This window comes from Falsiroseomonas ponticola, from assembly GCF_016805305.1.
Classification (GTDB): domain Bacteria; phylum Pseudomonadota; class Alphaproteobacteria; order Acetobacterales; family Acetobacteraceae; genus Falsiroseomonas; species Falsiroseomonas ponticola.
Genome location: NZ_JAERQN010000003.1, coordinates 500,266 through 517,430, shown reverse-complemented (window position 1 = coordinate 517,430; position 17,165 = coordinate 500,266). Strand labels below are relative to the sequence as shown.

Genomic DNA, 17,165 nt, shown 5'->3' with positions numbered 1-17,165 from the left:
CCACCGCCATGGATGACAGCAACGCCGAGTTCTGCACCGCCGATGGCTGCGGCCCCGCCGCCGCCGCGCCCCAGCCGGTCGCGCCCGTCGCCGCGCCGTCCGGCACCATCGACGTCATCTCCGACGCCATCTGCCCCTGGTGCTGGATCGGCAAGCGCAACCTGGAAGCCGCGCTGGCGGAGCTGCGCGACCAGGGCCTGCACTTCGTCGTCCGCTGGCGGCCCTACCAGCTCAACCCCGACATGCCGGCGGAGGGCGTGGACCGCGCCGCCTATCGCGAACGCAAGTTCGGTTCGCTGGAGCGCAGCCGCCAGATGGATGCCCGCCTGGTGGAAGCGGGGAAGGCCGTGGGCCTCGATTTCCGCTTCGACCGCATGATCCGCACCCCCAACACCGTCGCCGCCCATCGCGTGATCCGCGCCGCGGAAGCCGCCGGCCGCCAGGACGCGGTGGTGGAGGCGCTGTTCCGCGCCTATTTCCACGAGGGCCGGGACATCGGCGACCATGCCGTGCTGGCCGCGGTCGCGGCGGAAGCCGGCCTCGATGGCGCCGCCGCCATGCTGGCGACCGATGAGGGCGTGCAGGAGGTGCTGGCCGAGGACATGGCCGCCCGGCGCGCGGGCCTGGATGGCGTGCCGAGCTTCCTCATGGACCGGCACCTGCTGTTCAGCGGCGCCATGCCCGGCCCCAGCATGGCCGATGCCTTCCGCCGGGCCCATGCCATCCTGTCAGCCCGCGCCGCGTGAAACGCGGCGACACGGACCCAAGGGCCGCGTGAATTCCTTGGCAAACCATCGCGCGCTAGGCTCCCGCCGCATTGGGGAGCCGCGCGATGGAATGGGTCATTCTCGGGATCGTCGTCCTGCTGCTGCTGTGGCTGGTGATGGTCTACAACCGCCTGGTGGCGCTGCGTCAGTCGACCGGCCAGGCCTGGGCGGATATCGAGGTCCAGCTCAAGCAGCGCCATGACCTGATCCCCAATCTGGTGGAGACGGTGAAGGGCTATGCCGCGCATGAACGCGGCACGCTGGATGCCGTGGTGCAGGCGCGCAACGCCGCCGTCACCGCCCAGGGGCCGGAAGCGGCCTCCGCCGCGGAGGGCCAGCTCTCCGGCGCGCTCGGCCGGCTCTTCGCCCTGTCGGAAGCCTATCCCGACCTCAAGGCCAACCAGAACTTCCTGTCCCTGCAGGGGGAGCTGTCGGCGGTGGAGGGCAAGATCGCCGCCGCGCGGCGCTTCTTCAACAGCGCGGTGGCGGAGTTCAACAGCGCCATCCAGTCCATCCCCGCCGTCTTCTTCGCGGGCAGCCTGGGCTTCACCCCGCGCGGCTTCTTCGAGCTGGCGGAGAATGAGCGCGCGGCCGTCAACACGGCGCCGCAGGTGAAGTTCTAGCCCCGTGCAGGCAACCGGCCTTCGCACCCATGGATGGAACACCGCGCTGCGGTCCATCCTGCTGCTGGCCGGCTTCCCCTTCCTGCTGGTCGCGATGGGCTATGCCATCGCGCTGTTCCTGGTGGCCTGGGACGCCCCCTCCATCGCCAAGGGCCTGGCGCAGGCCTGGCGGCTGCTGCCCGTCATCATCCCGCTGGCCCTCGTGGTGGCCGCGCTCTGGTTCCTCATCGCCTGGCGCGCCAATCTCCGCATCCTGGAGATCGCGTCCGGCGCGAAGCGCGTCGCCGACCCGCGCGACGAGCCCCGCCTCTGGCGCCTGGCGGAGGAACTCTGCATCGCCCGCGGCATGACGCTGCCGCGGCTGTCCGTCATCGAAAGCCCCGCCCGCAACGCCTTCGCCGCGGGGCTGACGCCCGACCGCTCCATGGTCGCGGTCACGCGCGGGCTGATGGATTCGCTGGATGACCGGGAATTGTCGGCCGTGCTGGCGCATGAACTCGCGCATATCCGCAACGGCGATGCCAGGCTCGGCGTCATCGCCACAGTCTTCTGCGGCGTCATCACCCTCGTCACCGATGGCGTCTGGAACATCCTGAAGGCGATGCGCCATGTCCGGCTCGGCAGCGGCCGGTCTTCCTCCTCCTCGTCCTCGTCCTCGTCCTCCTCCTCCAGCCGCGGCAACAGCGGCGGCGCCGGCGTCGTCGTGGTGCTCATCCTCATCGCCATCGTCATCGCGGTGATGGCGCATGTGCTGGCCATCGTGCTGCGCATGGCGCTGTCGCGGAACCGCGAATACCTGGCCGATGCCGGCGCGGTGGAGATGACGCAGGACGCCGATGCCATGATCAGCGCGCTCCGCAAGGTCGCGCAGCGCCCGCAACTCCCCGACGTCGCCGAACAGGTCCGCGCCCTGTTCCTGCATGACCGGGCGCTCAGCCGCAATGTCGGCTGGTTCGCCACCCATCCGCCGATCGAACGGCGGATCGAGGCGCTGGTCCGCTACGCCGGCGGCCATGACCCGGGGCCGCTGCCGGAGATCGCGGAAGATCCCCCGCCGGCGGAGGACAGCCCGGACCCCGACGCCACCCTCGCCCCCTGGAAGCCGGAACACGCCCCCGCCTTCGCCGGCGATGCCTCCCCCTGGACGGCGCCGGCGGAAGCCGCGCTGCCGCCGCGCTCCGGCCAGCAGGAAAGGCTGGACGCCATGGCCGCCTTCGCCCGCACGCTCGACCCCGAGGTCATGAAGAACCAGACGAAGCGGGAGGAAGCGCGGCGCGAGGGCCGCAACCCGGACGAGGCCGCGCCGCCGCCGCCCCGCCGCCCCTGAACCCGGTCAGGCCGTCGCCAGCATCGCCTGCTTCAGCTTGCGCACCGCGCTCCCGGGCGTCGTCACCACCGGCCGCCCCGTGGCCTGCGCCACCAGCCCCGCCGCGCGGGCCAGGCTGAACTGCCCCAGCAGCACCACGTCGCAACCGGCCAGCGCGCGGGACGCCTCCGCCGCCAGGCGGTCATGCGTCGCCAGGTCCCCGGCATCCAGCGCCGCCAGCGCGCCCGGCGCGAGGCATGTCACCAGCTCCACCCCCGGCGGGAATTCCGGCGGCATGGAAGCGAGCGTGCCCGCGAAGGTCGCCAGCAGCCCGATCCGGCGGCCATGCCCGACCGCCTCCTCGATCGCCGCCTCGTTCGGCTTCAGCACCGGCAGGGCCGGATGCGCCGCGGCCACCGCATCGATGCAGGGCCCGAAGGCGGAACAGGAGAACAGGATGCCCTGCGCCCCCGTCCCCACGGCATAGCGGCCGAGCGTCAGGAAGCGCTCCGTCATCGCCGGCGTCAGCGCCCCATCCCGCGCCAGGTCGGCCGAGAGGCTGTCATCCAGCAGGTTCATCAGCGTCGCCTCGGGCCAGAATTCCCGGAAGGCGGCCTCGATCGGCGGCGGCGAATGCCGCAGCGCATGGATCAGCGCGATGCGCATGCGCCTCAATTCCCCACGCAGCGCAGCAGGGGAGAGGGGAATTCCGCGCAATTCGGGAAGACGATCTCGTTCGGCCCGCGCCGTTCCACCCGCAGCGTGTTCGGCCCGCCGGGGCAGCCGAAGCCGATATCCGGCGGCAGCCGCGCGCCGAGTGGCCCGGATTGCGGCGCCACCGGCACCAGCCGGAATTCGAGGACATCCGGCGCCGTCGCCACCGTCTCGATCAGCCGCTGGCGGTAGGGCACCTCGAACACCGAGGCGCGCATGACCACGTCGCGCGTGAAGATGACGCTGGGCTGGCCGGTGCAGCGCGGGCCGCTCGTCTCCCCGGGCGGGAAGACGCCGCCGGTCCAGGACCCGAAGACCCAGGCATGCGGCGGATCGCCCTGCTGCGCATCGGCGCTGGTCCCCAGCGCCAAGGCCATCCCCACCACCAGCATCCAGCGTCGCATGCCCCGCCCCCCGCTTGTCCCGCCCATGATAACGCGCGCGGCCGGCAGGGCACACCCCCGGGGACAAGCCCGGGCGGGCGCGCCGGGAACCGGGCCCGGGCGGCGGCGATGAAGGCGCGGCCGCCACGGTGCCGCCGCAGCCCCGCCACCCTGGAAAGGTCTTGTCGCAAGCCCGCCGGCACCGGAACATGGGGGCAGGAAGGAGCGCCGAATGTCCGTATCCGATGGGTCCCCCCTGTTTCGCCGCCTGCTGGTCCTGCGACTGGCGAGCCTGGGCGGTGCCGCGGCGCTGCCGGGGGCGGCGGCCGCGCAGGGCGCCAAATCCGGCGGCGGCGGCAGCCCCGGCTCCGGCAAGGGCGGCGGCGCCAGCCCCCCGCCCGCCCGCTCCGGCCTGACCGACAGCGACCCGAGCGACGAACCCGGCAATGGCCGCGGCGGCAGCCGCCCCCAGGCCGGCCCCTCCGACAGCGACCCGAGCGACCCGCCCGGCCAGGGCCGCGGCGGCAACCGGCCCCAGGCCGGCCCCTCCGACAGCGATCCGAGCGACCCGCCGGGCCGCGGCCGCGGCGGCAACCGGCCGAATACCGGCACCTCCGACAGCGACCCCAGCGACCCGCCCGGCCAGGGCCGCGGCGGCAGCCGCCAGGGCACCACGGGCGTGACGGATAGCGACCCGAACGACCCGCCCAATGGCGGCCGCCAGCCGCGCACGGGGGTGACGGACAGCGACCCCTCCGACGCCGTCAATGGCGGCCGCGGCGGCAGCCGCCCCGGCACCAAGGGCGCCACCGGCCCGACCGACACGGACCCGAACGACCCGCCGGGACGCGGGCGGGGCGGCAGCCGGCCGCCGGCCAGCGGCGTGTCGGACAGCGATCCCTCGGACCCGCCGGGGCGCGGGCGCGGCACGGCGCGGGAGCCGGCGCAGAAGCGGACCTGAGGGGCAGTCGGGGAAGGCGCTGGCCTTCCCCGGGCGCCATCCGCCGGGGGAAAGGCCCCGGTCGGCTATACCCAGATGCGGGCGAGGCGGCGCGCTTCCTCCAGCGCGGCCTCCGGTCCCTCCTGCGCCAGTTCCGACAGGCCCGTCGCCATCCGCTCCCGGAACTCCGCCGGCCAGTTGCAGTCGGGGATGTCACCCTCGAAGCCGCGCCGCGCATCCAGCTTGAAGGGCCAGAGCGAGGGGTCGGCGAAGGCATCCGCCGGGCGTTCCAGCACGCGCGCCGCCTTCGGCACGAAGGCCACCACGTTGAAGCCATGCGTCACGAAATGGCCGCGCGTCAGGTCGAAGCCCGCGGCCAGCAGCGCATACATCAGCGCGCCCAGGTTCCAGCCCGGATTGACCTTCCCCGCCGTGATGCGGGACCGCGGCGGCGGCGCCACCACCGCCAGCCATCCGTCATCCGCCAGGTGCCGCCGGCAGCGGTCCAGGAACAGGCCGGGATTGCGCTCGTTCTGCAGCACATGGGACGCCCAGATGCCATCGAAGGGCGCCTCCGGCTCATACTGCGCGTAGGGCAGGTTCAGCGCCCGCATGCCGCGCGGCTCCAGGATCGGCGCCAGGCGCTCGGGCCAGAAGCGGCCCTCGACCAGCGCCTCCACCTGCTTGCCGAGCAGCGCCATCGCCAGCGTCGATCCGCCGCGATAGCCGCCGAGGTCGAGCACCCGCGGCCCCGACAGCGCGGCGAAGACCTTGAGGATGTCGAGCGTCTCCCGCCCCGTGCGGAAGCCCGGGATCAGCACGGCATCGACGGGATCGACCGCCGCCACGGCCGGGGCGGCGGGCGGCCTCGCGGCTTCCGGCGCCTCCTCGGCCTCGGCCGACTCCTCCGGCTCCGCCCCCTCCGGCGCCCCATGCGTGGCGGTGCCGGCGGACAGGATGGCGGCGCCCTCGGCGGTCGTCTCGGTCAGGCCGAGTTCCTGCCACAGCCCGGTGACGACGTATTTGACCGAGGGCGGCACCTCCCTCACCTTCCGGTCGATCCCCAGCCAATGGACATGCGGCAGGTCCATCTGCGCCATCACGCGGCGCAGCAGGCGATCGGCATTGTCCGACCGGCGCGGGGCGAGTTCGGTGGCGATCACCGGGGCATAGAGGTCGTAGAGGCTGCCGAGCCCCTGCGCCACCAGCCAGGCATGGTAGAGCGCGAAGTCGCTGAACTCGGTCCGCGTCTCGAACAGCGTGGCCAGGTCCTCGCCCCGCCGCTCCAGCTCCTCCAGCAAGGACAGGACCTGCGCCGTCAGCAGCGGATAGGGGGACAGCACATTGGCCACATGGTCCGGCCAGGCCTCCTCCGCCACGCCGAAATAGGCGAGGGCAGCCTCCGACGCCGCCCAGCGCGGCCGCGCCGGCACGATCAGCCGGCCCTCCGCCGTGCGGTAGATCGCCTTGCCGGCGGGCCGCACCAGGTGGTTCTTGCTCTCGATGGCGATGGTCACCGGCGCTTCCGCCAGGCGGCACGCCGCCAGCTTCAGCGCCTGCTGGCGGCGCCAGCCGCGGCGCGCCCCGGCCATGGCGGGCAGCAGCGCATCCGCCCGGACCAGCTGCACCTTCTCCGCCAGCGCGCCGTAGAGCGGCCTGATCTCCGCCTCGAAGCGCTGGCCGAAGGTGGCCGGGTCATTGTCGTAGTTGACGACGATGATGCGGCCGATGTCGTCCGGCTCATGGAAGCGGGCGAAGCCGCGGGCCTGGACGCGCAGCATCGGCAGGTCGGCGATGAAGCTGACCACGACATAGTCGATCGGGCCCGCCGCCTCGCCGCCCTCGTCCGGCGGCGCCTCCTCCAGCGGGGCGCCATCCAGCGGGATCTCGTCCGGAAGGTTCTCTTCCGGCAGGGGGGCGTCGCCGCCGGGGGGGAGGATATCGGCAGGGGTGCTCATGCACCCTTGATCCCCCAACCGCCCCCCCTCGCGCAAGCGCCCCGGCGCGGGGCGCCGCCGTCAGGCCGCGTCGTTCAGGTGGCAGGCGCTGCGGTGCAGGGCATCCACCGTCTTCAGCTTCGGCACCTCCACCTTGCAGCGGTCGAAGGCGAGCGGGCAGCGCGGGTGGAAGTGGCAGCCGGAGGGCGGGTTGAGCGGGGACGGAATCTCCCCCTTCACCGTCGCGAAGGCGCGCTTGCGGTTGCCGATGCGCGGCACGCTGTCCAGCAGGCTGCGGGTATAGGGGTGGTTGGCCGCGGTGAAGACGCGCTCGGTCGGCGCCTCCTCCACGACCCGGCCGAGATACATGATCACGACGCGGTCGCTGAGATGCTCCACCACGCCGAGGTCGTGCGAGATGAAGAGGTAGGTGAGGTCGAGCTCCCGCCGCAGCCGCATGAACAGGTTCAGGATCTGCGCCTGGATGGAGACGTCGAGCGCCGCCACCGCCTCGTCGCAGACGATGAATTCCGGCTGCACGGCGAGCGCGCGGGCGATGCCGATGCGCTGCCGCTGGCCGCCCGAGAACTGGTGCGGGTAGCGGCGCTTGAAGGCGGGGTCGAGCCCGGCGCGGCGCATCTGTTCATCGACATACTCGTCGAAGCCGCCGCGCTTGATCAGGCCATGGACCTGCGGCGCCTCCCCCACGATGTCCGCCACCTTCATGCGCGGATTGAGGCTGGCATAGGGGTCCTGGAAGATCATCTGCCGGCGCAGCTTCGCCGTGCGTTCGGCATCGCCATGCAGGCCGGCGACATCCTGGCCCTTCCAGAGGACCTGGCCATCGGATTGCGGCAGGATGCCCGCCACGATGCGCCCCAGCGTCGATTTGCCGCAGCCGGATTCGCCGACCAGGCCCACCACCTCGCCCTTGCGGACGCGGAGGTCCACCTGGTCCACCGCATGCACCACCTCCTCCCGCACATCGGCGCCGAGCCGGCGGGCGAGCTTGGCCGCGATGTCGAGCTTCTTGGCGAAGCGGCGGGAGACGCCCTTCAGCTCGATCATCGGCACTTCGGTGTCGGTGAAGGTCCGGGTGGCGTAGATCTGCTCGTCGGTCGCGCTCATGCCGCGGCGGCCTCCTCGCGATGCGGGTGGTGGCAGCGGGCGAAGCGGGCGGGCAGCCACTCCGTCAGCTCGGGCCGCTGCGCGCAATCCGCCTGGGCGCGCGGGCAGCGGGCGCGGAAGGCGCAGCCTTCGGGCAGGTTGAGGAGCGAGGGCGTCATGCCCGGAATCTGGCGCAGCGGCTCGCCCCGCTTGTTGCGCGACGGCACGCTGCCGATCAGCCCATGGGTGTAGGGATGCAGCGGCTTGTCCAGCACCTCCCCCACATCGCCGTATTCGACGACCTTGCCCGCGTACATCACCGCGATGTCGTCGGCCAGGCCCGCGACCACGGAGAGGTCATGCGTGATCCAGATCATCGCCGTGCCGGTGGTGGCGCAGAGCTTCTGCACCTCCGCCAGGATCTGCCCCTGGATGGTGACGTCGAGCGCGGTGGTCGGCTCATCCGCCACGATCAGGTCGGGCCGGTGCAGCAGCGCGATGGCGATGGCCACGCGCTGGCGCATGCCGCCGGAGAACTGGTGCGGGTAGGATTTCAGCCGCTCCTCCGGGGAGGGGATGCCGACCATGCCGAGCGCGTCGCGCGCGCGGCGCCGCGCCTCCTCCTCCGGCACCTTCTCATGCGCCAGCACCGTCTCGATCATCTGCGTGTCGATGCGCAGGACCGGGTTCAGCGTCATCATCGGGTCCTGGAAGATCATGGCGATGCGGTTGCCGCGGAGGTGCCGCATCTCCTCCTCCGACACCGTCGCCAGGTCCTTCCCCTGGAACAGGATGCTGCCGGAGACGATGCGCCCCGGCGCATCCACCAGCCCCATGATGGAGAAGCCCGTCACGGTCTTCCCCGATCCCGATTCGCCGACCAGCCCCAGCACCTGCCCGCGCCGGACGGTGAAGGAGACGTCGTCCACCGCCTTCACCACGCCCGCGCGGGTGAAGAAATGCGTGCAGAGGTTCCGGACCTCGAGGGTAGCCGCGCTCACTTCTTCAGCCTCGGGTTCAGCACGTCGCGCAACTGGTCGCCGACCAGGTTGATGGAGACGATGGTGATCAGCAGCGCGATGCCCGGATAGAAGCTGATCCAGTACTTGCCGCTGAGCATGTATTCGTAGCCATTCGCGATCAGCAGGCCGAGCGAGGGCTCCGTGATGGGCACGCCGAGGCCGAGGAAGGAAAGCGTGGCTTCGAGCGCGATGGCGCGCGCGACCTGCATGGTGCCGATGACGATCAGCGGCGGCAGGCAGTTCGGCAGCAGGTGGCCGAACAGGATGCGGCGCTTGGGCAGCGCCAGGCATTCCGCGGCCTCGATGTATTCGCGCCGGCGCTCCACCAGCGCCGTGCCGCGCACCGTGCGGGCGTAATAGGCCCATTCGACGACGACGATCGCGATGACGACGTTGGTGATCGACTTGCCGAGGAAGGCCAGGATCATCAGCGCGACGAGGATGGAGGGGAAGGAGAGCTGGAGATCGACGATGCGCATGATGGCGCTGTCGGTCTTGCCGCCGGCATAGGCCGCGAGCAGGCCGAGCGAGGCGCCGACCATGCAGGCGATGAAGGCGGAGCCGGCGCCGACGGTGAGGGAGATGCGCAGCCCGTACATGATGCCGGACAGCATGTCCCGCCCCTGGTCGTCCGTGCCGAGCCAGAAGGTCAGGTCGCCATCGCCGGATTTGGACCCGGGCTCCAGCCGCCCATCCATGATGTCCAGCACCGCCAGGTCATAGGGGTTCTGGGGCGAGATCCAGGGCGCCAGGATCGCGACCAGCGCGATGATGGTGAAGACCACCAGCCCCAGCATCGCCAGCTTCGATTCCGCGAATTCGGAGACGAAGCGCTGGAAGGGGGTCTCGACCTTGTCCTTCGCCGGGACGACCGGCGGTGTTCCGACAACGGCACTCATGTCACTTGCCCTCCAGCCGGACGCGCGGATCGAGCACCGAATAGGTGAGGTCCACGATCAGGTTGATGGTGATGAACATCAGCACGATGATCATGAGGTAGGCGACGATCACCGGCCGGTCGAGCACGTTGATGCTGTCGATGATCAGCTTGCCCATGCCGGGCCAGGCGAAGATCGATTCCGTCACGACGGAGAAGGCGATGGTGCTGCCGAATTCCAGCCCCGTGACGGTGACGACGGGGATCAGGATGTTCTTGAAGACGTGCACGAAGGTGACGCGGAAGGGGGAAAGCCCCTTGGCGCGCGCGAACTTCACGTAGTCCATCAGCATCGTCTCCCGCACGCCGGCGCGCGTCAGGCGGATGACGAGGCTGATCTTGAACAGCGCCAGGTTCAGCGCCGGCATCACCATGTGCGCCAGCCCGTCCAGCGTGAAGAAGGACCAGCGGGTGCCGAGGATGGTCACCGTCTCGCCCCGCCCGGTGGAGGGCAGCCAGCCCAGCTGCACGGCGAAGACCATGATGAGCATCAGCCCCACCCAGAAGGTGGGCAGGGAGAAGCCGAGGATCGAGCCCGCCATGATGGCCTTCGACCCCACGCTGTTCGGCCGCAGCCCGGCATAGAGGCCGAGCGGCAGGCCGATCAGGATGGCGCCGATGGTGGCGGCCAAGGCGAGCTCCAGCGTCGCCGGCATGCGCTGCATGATCAGCGTCAGCGCCGGTTCGTTGAACACGAAGCTGCGGCCGAGGTCCCCCTGCAGCGCCTTGCCCAGGAAGATCGCGTATTGCTGCCACAGCGGCAGGTCGAGGCCGAGCGCCTTGATGGCGCGCTCGCGCTCCATCTGGTCGGCATCCGGGCTGATCAGGATCTCGACCGGATCGCCGATGGCGAAGACGCCGATGAAGACGATCAGCGACATCGCGAGCACGACGCCGACGGCCTGGATCAGCCGGCGGAGGAGATAGACGCTCATGCCCCGCCCGCCCTAGCGGGCCGCGGCCGGGCGCACATCCTGCGCCCGGGTCAGCTCATCGACGCGCGCGGTATGCGTCAGCCCGCGGCGCATCGCCCAGATGTTGGTCTGGATGTGCAGCGGGATCACGGCCACATCCTCATGCGCCAGGCGCTGGGCGCGGATCAGCAGCTGCTCCCGCTTCGGCTCGTCCAGCTCGACCAGGGCCTGGCTCAGCAGGTCGTCCACCTCCGCGTTGGAATAGCGGCCGCGGTTGGAAGCGCCCCAGCCGCGCTCGCTGCTCACCGTCGCCATGATGTTGCGCAGCGGATGGCTGCCATCGGGGTTGGAGCCCCAGCCGATGAGGTGCGCGGAGTATTCGGCCCGCGCGGCGCGGTTGACGAAGATGGACCAGGTCTGCGCCTCCACCGTCGTGCGCACGCCGATGCGCGTCCACATCGCGCCGATCGCCTGGGCGATGCGGGCATCGTTGATGTAGCGGTCGTTCGGGCTGTTCAGCTGGATGCGGAAGCCGTTGGGGTAGCCCGCTTCCGCCAGCAGGCGGCGCGCGCCATCGGGGTCGAATGCGGGGGGCGGCACTTCCTGCACATAGCTGAAGGTGCCGGGCGGCAGGAACTGGCCGGACGGCGTCGCCGCCCCTTCCATGATGCGGCTCGTGATCGCGCCGCGGTCGATCGCCATGGACAGCGCGCGCCGCACCCGCACGTCCTTCAGCGGATTGCGGCCGAGCGGCCTGCCGTCATTGTCCGTGATGTAGGGCGAATTCTCGCCCGCCGCGCGCAGGTGATCCAGGCCGAGGAAGATCAGCCGCAGGCCCACCGTCTCCGACAGCGCCAGCCGCTGGTCGGCGCGCAGCCGCGCCAGGTCCGTCGTCGGCACCTGGTCGATGAAGTCGAGATCGCCCGAGAGCAGGGAGGCGGTGCGCGACGCGTCATTCGTGATCATGCGGTAGGAGACGCGCTGGAAGGCCGGCGCGGTGCCCCAGTAGGTCGCGTTGCGCTCGAACTCGATGCGGTCGCCGCTGCGGTGGGACTGCACGCGGAAGGGGCCGGTGCCGATCGCCATGGTGCCGGCGTTGAACTGCTCCGTCGTCGCATTCGCATGCGTCTCCGCATCCAGGATGCGGACATTCGTCATGTCGAGCGGCAGCAGCGGATAGGGCTGCGCGGTGTGGAAGCGGATCGTCAGCGGATCGACGATCTCCATCCTGACGATCGGCCTTGCATAGGCGGCATAGGAGGAGGGGCTGTTCGGCACGTTCGGCAGGCGCTGGATCGTGAAGACCACGTCCTCCGCCGTGAAGGGGTTGCCGTTGTGGAAGCGGACATTCGGCCGCAGCTTGAATTCCCAGGTCGTGGGCCCGACCGCCCGCCATTCGGTGGCCAGCGAGGGGATGTTGCGCGCCGCCGCGTCGGTCTCGATCAGCTTGTCGAAGATCATGTCGCTGACGGCATTGTTGGGCGACAGCTGGTGGTAATGCGGGTCGAGCGAGGTGACCGGCGAGCCGACGCCCATGGTCAGCGTCTGTGCCGCCGCGCCCCCGGATGCCGCCACCGCCAAGGCCAATGCCGAAACGCCCGCCATAGCGGCGGTCCGGATGCTGTCCCGCATCATCGTTCTCCCCGGTCCCAGACTGTCCGACTTCTGTAGCAGCGTGCCACAGGTGCGGCTAGGTTGAAGCCCTGTCACGTCAACCGGGAGAAAAATCAGCCCATGACGACCCTTCTGCCACGCCCGGCCGGGCTGGCGGCTGCCCTGCTGCTGCTGGGCTCCCTGCCCGCCGGCGCCCAGAACCTCACCATCGGGATCGGCGGGTCGCCGACCTCGCTCGACCCGCATTTCTACAACGCCTCCCCCAATATCAGCCTGACCATGCATCTGTTCGACCGGCTGGTGGAGCAGGATGCGCAGGCCCGCATCCAGCCCGCGCTGGCGGAAAGCTGGCGCGCGATTTCCGACACGACCTGGGAGTTCAAGCTGCGCCCCGGCGTGAAGTGGCATGACGGCCGCGCCTTCACCGCGGATGACGTGGTGTTCACCATCTCCCGCGCGCCCAACGTGCCGAACAGCCCGGGCGGCTTCGGCGGCTTCGTCCGCGCCATCACGCGGACCGAGGTGGTGGACCCCCTCACCATCCGCTTCCACACCGCGGCACCCCATCCGCTGCTGCCGACGGAACTCGCCTCCATCCAGATCATCTCCCGCCATGTCGGCGAAGGCGCCGCGACGGAGGACTACAACAGCGGCCGCGCCGCCATCGGCACCGGCCCCTACCGCATCGTCAGCTACCGCCCGGGCGACCGCACGGAATTCACCCGCAACCCCGACTACTGGCGCGGGCAGGAACCCTGGGCGCGCGTCTCCTACCGCTTCATCGCCAATGACGCGGCGCGCACCGCCGGCATCCTCGCCGGCGACCTCGACGTGATCGACCAGGTGCCGAGCTCCGACATCGCCCGGCTGCGGCAGAACCAGCGGGTCACGATCTCGGAGATCCAGGGCCTGCGCCTGATCTACCTGATGACCGACTTCTCCCGCACCGATGGCCCGCCGGTGCATGTCTCGGACAATGAAGGCCGGCCCCTGCCCCGCAACCCGATGCTGGACAGCCGCGTCCGCCGCGCGCTCTCGATCGCCATCGACCGGGAAGCGCTGTCGGAGCGCGTGATGGAAGGCACGGCGCGCCCCACCGGCCAGTGGCTGCCGCCCGGCTCCTACTCCTACAACCCCGCCGTGGTGGCGCCGCGGCCGGACCCCGACGGCGCCCGCCGCATGCTGGCGGAGGCCGGCTTCCCGCAGGGCTTCCGCCTGACGCTGCACACGCCGAACGACCGCTACCCCAATGATGCCCGCACCGCCCAGGCGGTGGCGCAGATGTGGACGCGGGTCGGGGTGCGCACCCAGGTCGAATCGCTGCCCTGGGCCGCCTATGCCGCCCGCACCGCGCGGCAGGAACACAATGCCCGCCTGGCCGGCTGGGGCAGCGTGACCGGGGAGGCCAGCTACATGCTGGTCAACATCTTCGGCACCTTCGACCGGGAGAAGCGGACCGGCGCCTCCAACAACTCCCGCTACTCCAACCCGGAGCTGGATGCGCTGACGGCCCGCGCCACCGCGACGCTGGATGACGCGGCGCGGGAGCGGCTGCTGCAGGAGGCGGTGGCGATGGTGGACCGGGAGACGGCGATGATCCCGCTGTTCCAGCTCGTCAATTTCTGGGCGACGCGCCGCGGCATCACCTATGAGCCGCGGATGGATGAGCGGACGGTGGCAATGGGCGCGCGTCCGGCGAATTGAGGCCGCACCATTGTCATTGCCTTTTGTCCTATAGAGGAATATATTCCTTCATCAGGAGGTGTCCTGATGACGCGATCAGTCCCGGTGACCGAAGCCAGCCTGCGCCGCGCCATGCGGGACGCACGGTATTGGAACAACGCCAGCCTTGAACGGCCCGGCTATGTCCGGTGGGTCACCGAGGGCTATCGCGCCCTCGCGGGGCCGACCATTCGGCTGCCGGATGGCGGCGGCATGGTGTTCGTGCGCGCCTACACCCGCAGCCGCGATGGGAAGACGGAGCAGGTGCGCGCCCACTACAGGGCGGACCCTCCCGGCGGCAAGGATCGCGGCGGGGAGGGCGGCACGGGTACAGGGAAACGCGCCGGGAGCCCACCGGCAGGGAAGGCATCGTCGCCCGAGGATGACGGAACCACGCTGCCGGCCTCCTGGTGGCTACTGCCGCGCGGGCCGATCATCGGGGCGCGCCCGCCGGTCATCCCGCGCCTCCCCGGCCAGCGGCTGCCCGAGGGCATGCGTGATCCCGGTGGTGTGCCCCTGCCAAGGGCCGCCGGGCGCAGCGGAAAGGAAGCGGCGACGGACACCCCGGGCTGGGCCAGGGAGTTCCGCGACATTCGACAGAAACCCCCAGGCAGTACGCCGAACGCCTTCTGGATTGGAGATATGGCGGACGGCGGAACTGGGATAGCCGCGAAAACCGTGGGCCGACCTCCGAATTCAGCAGGATCCAAAAGAACGGTGGACGCGGATTCGACACACGCTCAATGCCGGGATCGCCGACGGAGGAGATCTACTGATGACGCCGCAACCTGTCTGGATACTTCTGCACTATGAAATCGCCGCCGATGTTGATGAGGCGGAGGAGGATGAGACGATCCTTAGCGAACGGGTCGTAGGTTATTACAGTTCGCAAGAACGGGGCGAAGCAGCCATCCAACGAATGCGGTCCAAGCCAGGCTTCCGGGACTGGCCTGACGGATTTCGCCTATACCCCACGGCGCCGAACCGGGAAGTTTGGAGCGATGGCTTCGTCAACATGGATGAGGAGGCGTGACATGATGGAAAACATCGGACCAGGCGGCCCGCGGCGGGTCTGGCGCCTCGAACATTACAAGGTAGCGGAGGATGCGGACGAACGGGCGGACCCCCGATCTGTGATGGAAAGCTTCGAATTGGGCACCTTCACCAGCCGAGACCTGGCTGAGGCCAGGGTGCAACGACTGGTGCTCCAGCCCGGTTTCCGCGACTATCCCGGCGGCTTCCGCATCTTCGAATACGTCGTGGACCAGGACGTGTATCCGGAGGGCTACGACGCCGACACGCCCCATCGCTGAACGGCGCGGGCCTATTCCTCCTGCGCCGCGGCCACGGGCAGGATCGCCGTCTCCTTCGGGCTGGCCAGGGCCAGGATCGTCTCCGTCCGCTCCACCCCCGGCTGGCCGCGCACCTCCTCGGAGACGAAGGTCTCCAGCGCCGCGATGTCGGCCAGGCGCAGCTTCACCAGGTAGCACCAGGCGCCGGTGACGGTATGGCATTCCAGCACCGCCTCATGCCGCTTCATGGCGCGCAGGAAGGTGGCGTCATCCTTGCCCGGCCGCATGGCGACGAAGACGAAGGCCAGCAGGGGGCAGCCGGCGGCGACGGGGTCGAGGTCGATCCGCCAGCCGCGGATCACGCCCCTTTCCTCCAGCCGCTTCACCCGCTCCGCGGTGGCGGAGACGGACAGGCCCGCGGCCTTCGACAGTTCAGCCAGCCCCGCCGCGCCGTTCTCCTGCAGCGCGACGACCAGGTTGCGATCGATCTCATCCATGGCGACAGGTTAGACCGGCTCATCCGAAAAAAGAAACGGCGGCCTTTCGGCCGCCGTTCCGTTCCGAGGCAGGGGGTCGCCGGCGGCGGCCGGGGGTCAGATGTAATGCTCGCGCAGCGGCTTGAAGCCGTTGAAGGCCTGGCTGGCATAGGTGGTGACATAGGCGCCGGTGGAGAGCAGCTCCACGCGGTCGCCATCCTCCAGCGCCAGCGGCAGGCGGTAGTTGGACTTCTCGTAGAGCGTGTCCGTGCTGTCGCAGGTCGGCCCCGCGATGGTCACGGGCCCTTCCGCGCCGCCGTCATGCGGCGTGCGGAATTCGTAGCGGATGGCCTCGCCCTCCGTCTCCGCCAGCCCGCCGAAGCGCCCGATGTCGAGATAGACCCAGCGCACCGGATCATCCGCCCCCTTGCGGGAGACGAGGACGACCTCGCTGCTGACCACGCCGGCATCGCCCACCATGAAGCGGCCGGGCTCGATCACCATCTCCGGCAGCGCATTGCCGAAATGCTCCGCCATGGCGCCCATGATGGCGTCGCCGAAGGCGTCGATCTCCGGCACCTCCGCGCGGTAGCGCACGGGATAGCCGCCGCCGAGGTTGACCATGCGCAGGTTCACCCCGGCCTCGCGCAGGTCGGTGAACAGCATGGCCACGCGGGCGATCGCCGCCTGGTAGGCGCCGGTCTGCGTCTGCTGGGAGCCGACATGGAAGGAGATGCCATAGGGGTCCATGCCCCATTCGGCCGCCTTCACCATCAGCTCCTTCGCCATCCCCATCTCGCAGCCGAATTTTCTCGAAAGCGGCCACTCGGCCCCTTTGTTCTCGACGAGAATCCGGCAGTACACACGCGCACCCGGGGCATGCTGGGCGAGCTTCTTCAGCTCCGGCTCGCTGTCGAAGGCGAACATGGTCACGCCGGCCGCATGCGCGGCCTTGATGGCGGAGACCTTCTTGACGGTATTGCCGAAGGAGATGTCGGCCGGGCGCGCGCCGGCGGCCAGGCAGGCCTCGATCTCTTCCCAGGACGCCGCGTCGAAGGAGGAGCCGAGCGCGGTCAGCCGGTCGAGGATCGGGGCGGCCGGGTTGGCCTTCACGGCGTAGTAGACGCGCGCCAGCGGCATCGCGGCCATCAGGCGGCGATAATTCTGCTCCACCCGGTCCACGTCCAGGACGAGGCAAGGCGTGGCCGGCGCGTGGTCGCGCAGATAGGCGGCGATCTTCGGGTTCATCGCGCCCCAACTCCCCAAACGGCGGGGGCGGCCCTGCGGGGCGGCCCCAGATTGACGAAACGGTCGAACGAACCAGCGACCAAGTGAAACCGGCGGGGTGAGCCACCGGGGTTGCCAGAACGCTTGACGTCGTTGCGTTAACCTTGCGCCGCGGTGACCCCGG

Annotated in this window: 17 protein-coding genes; 7 read left to right on the top strand and 10 right to left on the bottom strand. The window is 70.3% G+C overall.

What is annotated here, in order from left to right:
- Positions 1-8: 8 nt before the first annotated feature.
- The 3 genes from JJI54_RS13000 to JJI54_RS12990 all read left to right on the top strand — a co-directional run bounded on the left by JJI54_RS13000 (position 9) and on the right by JJI54_RS12990 (position 2,717).
- Positions 9-746, top strand: coding sequence for a DsbA family oxidoreductase (locus JJI54_RS13000; protein ID WP_203073415.1), 738 nt, complete (start codon positions 9-11; stop codon positions 744-746).
- An 86-nt stretch (positions 747-832) separates the two neighbouring features.
- Positions 833-1,390: a LemA family protein gene (locus tag JJI54_RS12995; RefSeq protein ID WP_203073414.1), complete on the top strand. Its 558-nt coding sequence runs from the start codon at positions 833-835 to the stop codon at positions 1,388-1,390.
- A gap of 4 nt (positions 1,391-1,394) precedes the next feature.
- Positions 1,395-2,717 (top strand): M48 family metallopeptidase, encoded by a 1,323-nt coding sequence (locus JJI54_RS12990; RefSeq protein WP_203073413.1) that lies wholly within the window; start codon positions 1,395-1,397, stop codon positions 2,715-2,717.
- Between the two features lie 6 nt (positions 2,718-2,723).
- Here the strand turns inward: JJI54_RS12990 and JJI54_RS32710 are convergent, their stop codons facing one another.
- Together JJI54_RS32710 and JJI54_RS12980 are read right to left on the bottom strand one after the other, a co-directional pair.
- Positions 2,724-3,362, bottom strand: a complete 639-nt coding sequence (locus tag JJI54_RS32710; protein WP_203073412.1) for an aspartate/glutamate racemase family protein — start codon at positions 3,360-3,362, stop codon at positions 2,724-2,726.
- Between the two features lie 5 nt (positions 3,363-3,367).
- On the bottom strand, positions 3,368-3,814 hold the full coding sequence (locus JJI54_RS12980) for a hypothetical protein (protein ID WP_203073411.1): 447 nt from the start codon (positions 3,812-3,814) through the stop codon (positions 3,368-3,370).
- 211 nt (positions 3,815-4,025) lie between these two features.
- Here JJI54_RS12980 and JJI54_RS12975 point away from each other — a divergent pair, with 211 nt between their 5' ends.
- On the top strand, positions 4,026-4,754 hold the full coding sequence (locus JJI54_RS12975; RefSeq protein WP_203073410.1) for a hypothetical protein: 729 nt from the start codon (positions 4,026-4,028) through the stop codon (positions 4,752-4,754).
- Between the two features lie 65 nt (positions 4,755-4,819).
- On the opposite strand, the gene JJI54_RS12970 is transcribed toward JJI54_RS12975, so the two are convergent.
- The 6 genes from JJI54_RS12970 to JJI54_RS12945 are packed head-to-tail and all read right to left on the bottom strand — an operon-like array spanning position 4,820 to position 12,282.
- A complete protein-coding gene (locus tag JJI54_RS12970; RefSeq protein WP_203073409.1) occupies positions 4,820-6,691 on the bottom strand; it encodes a methyltransferase domain-containing protein in 1,872 nt (623 codons plus the stop codon).
- 60 nt (positions 6,692-6,751) lie between these two features.
- Positions 6,752-7,798 (bottom strand): ABC transporter ATP-binding protein, encoded by a 1,047-nt coding sequence (locus JJI54_RS12965; protein ID WP_203073408.1) that lies wholly within the window; start codon positions 7,796-7,798, stop codon positions 6,752-6,754.
- Positions 7,795-8,778, bottom strand: a complete 984-nt coding sequence (locus JJI54_RS12960; protein ID WP_203073407.1) for an ABC transporter ATP-binding protein — start codon at positions 8,776-8,778, stop codon at positions 7,795-7,797. Before JJI54_RS12960 ends, JJI54_RS12965 begins: the two co-directional genes overlap by 4 nt.
- Entirely contained in the window at positions 8,775-9,698 is a 924-nt protein-coding gene (locus JJI54_RS12955; RefSeq protein WP_203073406.1) for an ABC transporter permease, read from the bottom strand. Before JJI54_RS12955 ends, JJI54_RS12960 begins: the two co-directional genes overlap by 4 nt.
- Before the next feature lies 1 nt (position 9,699).
- Complete coding sequence (locus JJI54_RS12950) at positions 9,700-10,671, bottom strand: ABC transporter permease (protein ID WP_203073405.1); 972 nt, start codon at positions 10,669-10,671, stop codon at positions 9,700-9,702.
- Positions 10,672-10,683: 12 nt separating this feature from the next.
- Positions 10,684-12,282 carry an ABC transporter substrate-binding protein gene (locus JJI54_RS12945; protein WP_203073404.1) on the bottom strand — a complete coding sequence of 533 codons (1,599 nt, stop codon included), beginning with the start codon at positions 12,280-12,282 and terminating at the stop codon, positions 10,684-10,686.
- A 102-nt stretch (positions 12,283-12,384) separates the two neighbouring features.
- On the opposite strand from JJI54_RS12945, the gene JJI54_RS12940 reads away from it, so the two are divergent.
- The 3 genes from JJI54_RS12940 to JJI54_RS12930 all read left to right on the top strand — a co-directional run bounded on the left by JJI54_RS12940 (position 12,385) and on the right by JJI54_RS12930 (position 15,299).
- Positions 12,385-13,968: an ABC transporter substrate-binding protein gene (locus JJI54_RS12940; protein ID WP_203073403.1), complete on the top strand. Its 1,584-nt coding sequence runs from the start codon at positions 12,385-12,387 to the stop codon at positions 13,966-13,968.
- A 793-nt stretch (positions 13,969-14,761) separates the two neighbouring features.
- Entirely contained in the window at positions 14,762-15,019 is a 258-nt protein-coding gene (locus JJI54_RS12935; protein ID WP_203073402.1) for a hypothetical protein, read from the top strand.
- Position 15,020: 1 nt separating this feature from the next.
- On the top strand, positions 15,021-15,299 hold the full coding sequence (locus JJI54_RS12930; protein WP_203073401.1) for a hypothetical protein: 279 nt from the start codon (positions 15,021-15,023) through the stop codon (positions 15,297-15,299).
- Between the two features lie 11 nt (positions 15,300-15,310).
- Here the strand turns inward: JJI54_RS12930 and JJI54_RS12925 are convergent, their stop codons facing one another.
- Together JJI54_RS12925 and JJI54_RS12920 are read right to left on the bottom strand one after the other, a co-directional pair.
- The gene (locus tag JJI54_RS12925; protein ID WP_203073400.1) at positions 15,311-15,775 is read right to left on the bottom strand and encodes an Lrp/AsnC family transcriptional regulator; all 465 of its coding nucleotides are present in this window, start codon (positions 15,773-15,775) and stop codon (positions 15,311-15,313) included.
- 96 nt (positions 15,776-15,871) lie between these two features.
- A complete protein-coding gene (locus JJI54_RS12920; protein WP_203073399.1) occupies positions 15,872-17,002 on the bottom strand; it encodes a type III PLP-dependent enzyme in 1,131 nt (376 codons plus the stop codon).
- Positions 17,003-17,165 lie beyond the last annotated feature (163 nt).

Coding starts and splice junctions, on each gene's coding strand:
- JJI54_RS12955 (WP_203073406.1), bottom strand. CDS start 9,698: ATGAGTGCCGTTGTCGGAACACCGCCGGTCGTCCCGGCGAAGGACAAG.
- JJI54_RS32710 (WP_203073412.1), bottom strand. CDS start 3,362: ATGCGCATCGCGCTGATCCATGCGCTGCGGCATTCGCCGCCGCCGATC.
- JJI54_RS12950 (WP_203073405.1), bottom strand. CDS start 10,671: ATGAGCGTCTATCTCCTCCGCCGGCTGATCCAGGCCGTCGGCGTCGTG.
- JJI54_RS12925 (WP_203073400.1), bottom strand. CDS start 15,775: ATGGATGAGATCGATCGCAACCTGGTCGTCGCGCTGCAGGAGAACGGC.
- JJI54_RS12970 (WP_203073409.1), bottom strand. CDS start 6,691: ATGAGCACCCCTGCCGATATCCTCCCCCCCGGCGGCGACGCCCCCCTG.
- JJI54_RS12965 (WP_203073408.1), bottom strand. CDS start 7,798: ATGAGCGCGACCGACGAGCAGATCTACGCCACCCGGACCTTCACCGAC.
- JJI54_RS12930 (WP_203073401.1), top strand. CDS start 15,021: ATGATGGAAAACATCGGACCAGGCGGCCCGCGGCGGGTCTGGCGCCTC.
- JJI54_RS12935 (WP_203073402.1), top strand. CDS start 14,762: ATGACGCCGCAACCTGTCTGGATACTTCTGCACTATGAAATCGCCGCC.
- JJI54_RS13000 (WP_203073415.1), top strand. CDS start 9: ATGGATGACAGCAACGCCGAGTTCTGCACCGCCGATGGCTGCGGCCCC.
- JJI54_RS12995 (WP_203073414.1), top strand. CDS start 833: ATGGAATGGGTCATTCTCGGGATCGTCGTCCTGCTGCTGCTGTGGCTG.
- JJI54_RS12940 (WP_203073403.1), top strand. CDS start 12,385: ATGACGACCCTTCTGCCACGCCCGGCCGGGCTGGCGGCTGCCCTGCTG.
- JJI54_RS12980 (WP_203073411.1), bottom strand. CDS start 3,814: ATGCGACGCTGGATGCTGGTGGTGGGGATGGCCTTGGCGCTGGGGACC.
- JJI54_RS12920 (WP_203073399.1), bottom strand. CDS start 17,002: ATGAACCCGAAGATCGCCGCCTATCTGCGCGACCACGCGCCGGCCACG.
- JJI54_RS12945 (WP_203073404.1), bottom strand. CDS start 12,282: ATGCGGGACAGCATCCGGACCGCCGCTATGGCGGGCGTTTCGGCATTG.
- JJI54_RS12975 (WP_203073410.1), top strand. CDS start 4,026: ATGTCCGTATCCGATGGGTCCCCCCTGTTTCGCCGCCTGCTGGTCCTG.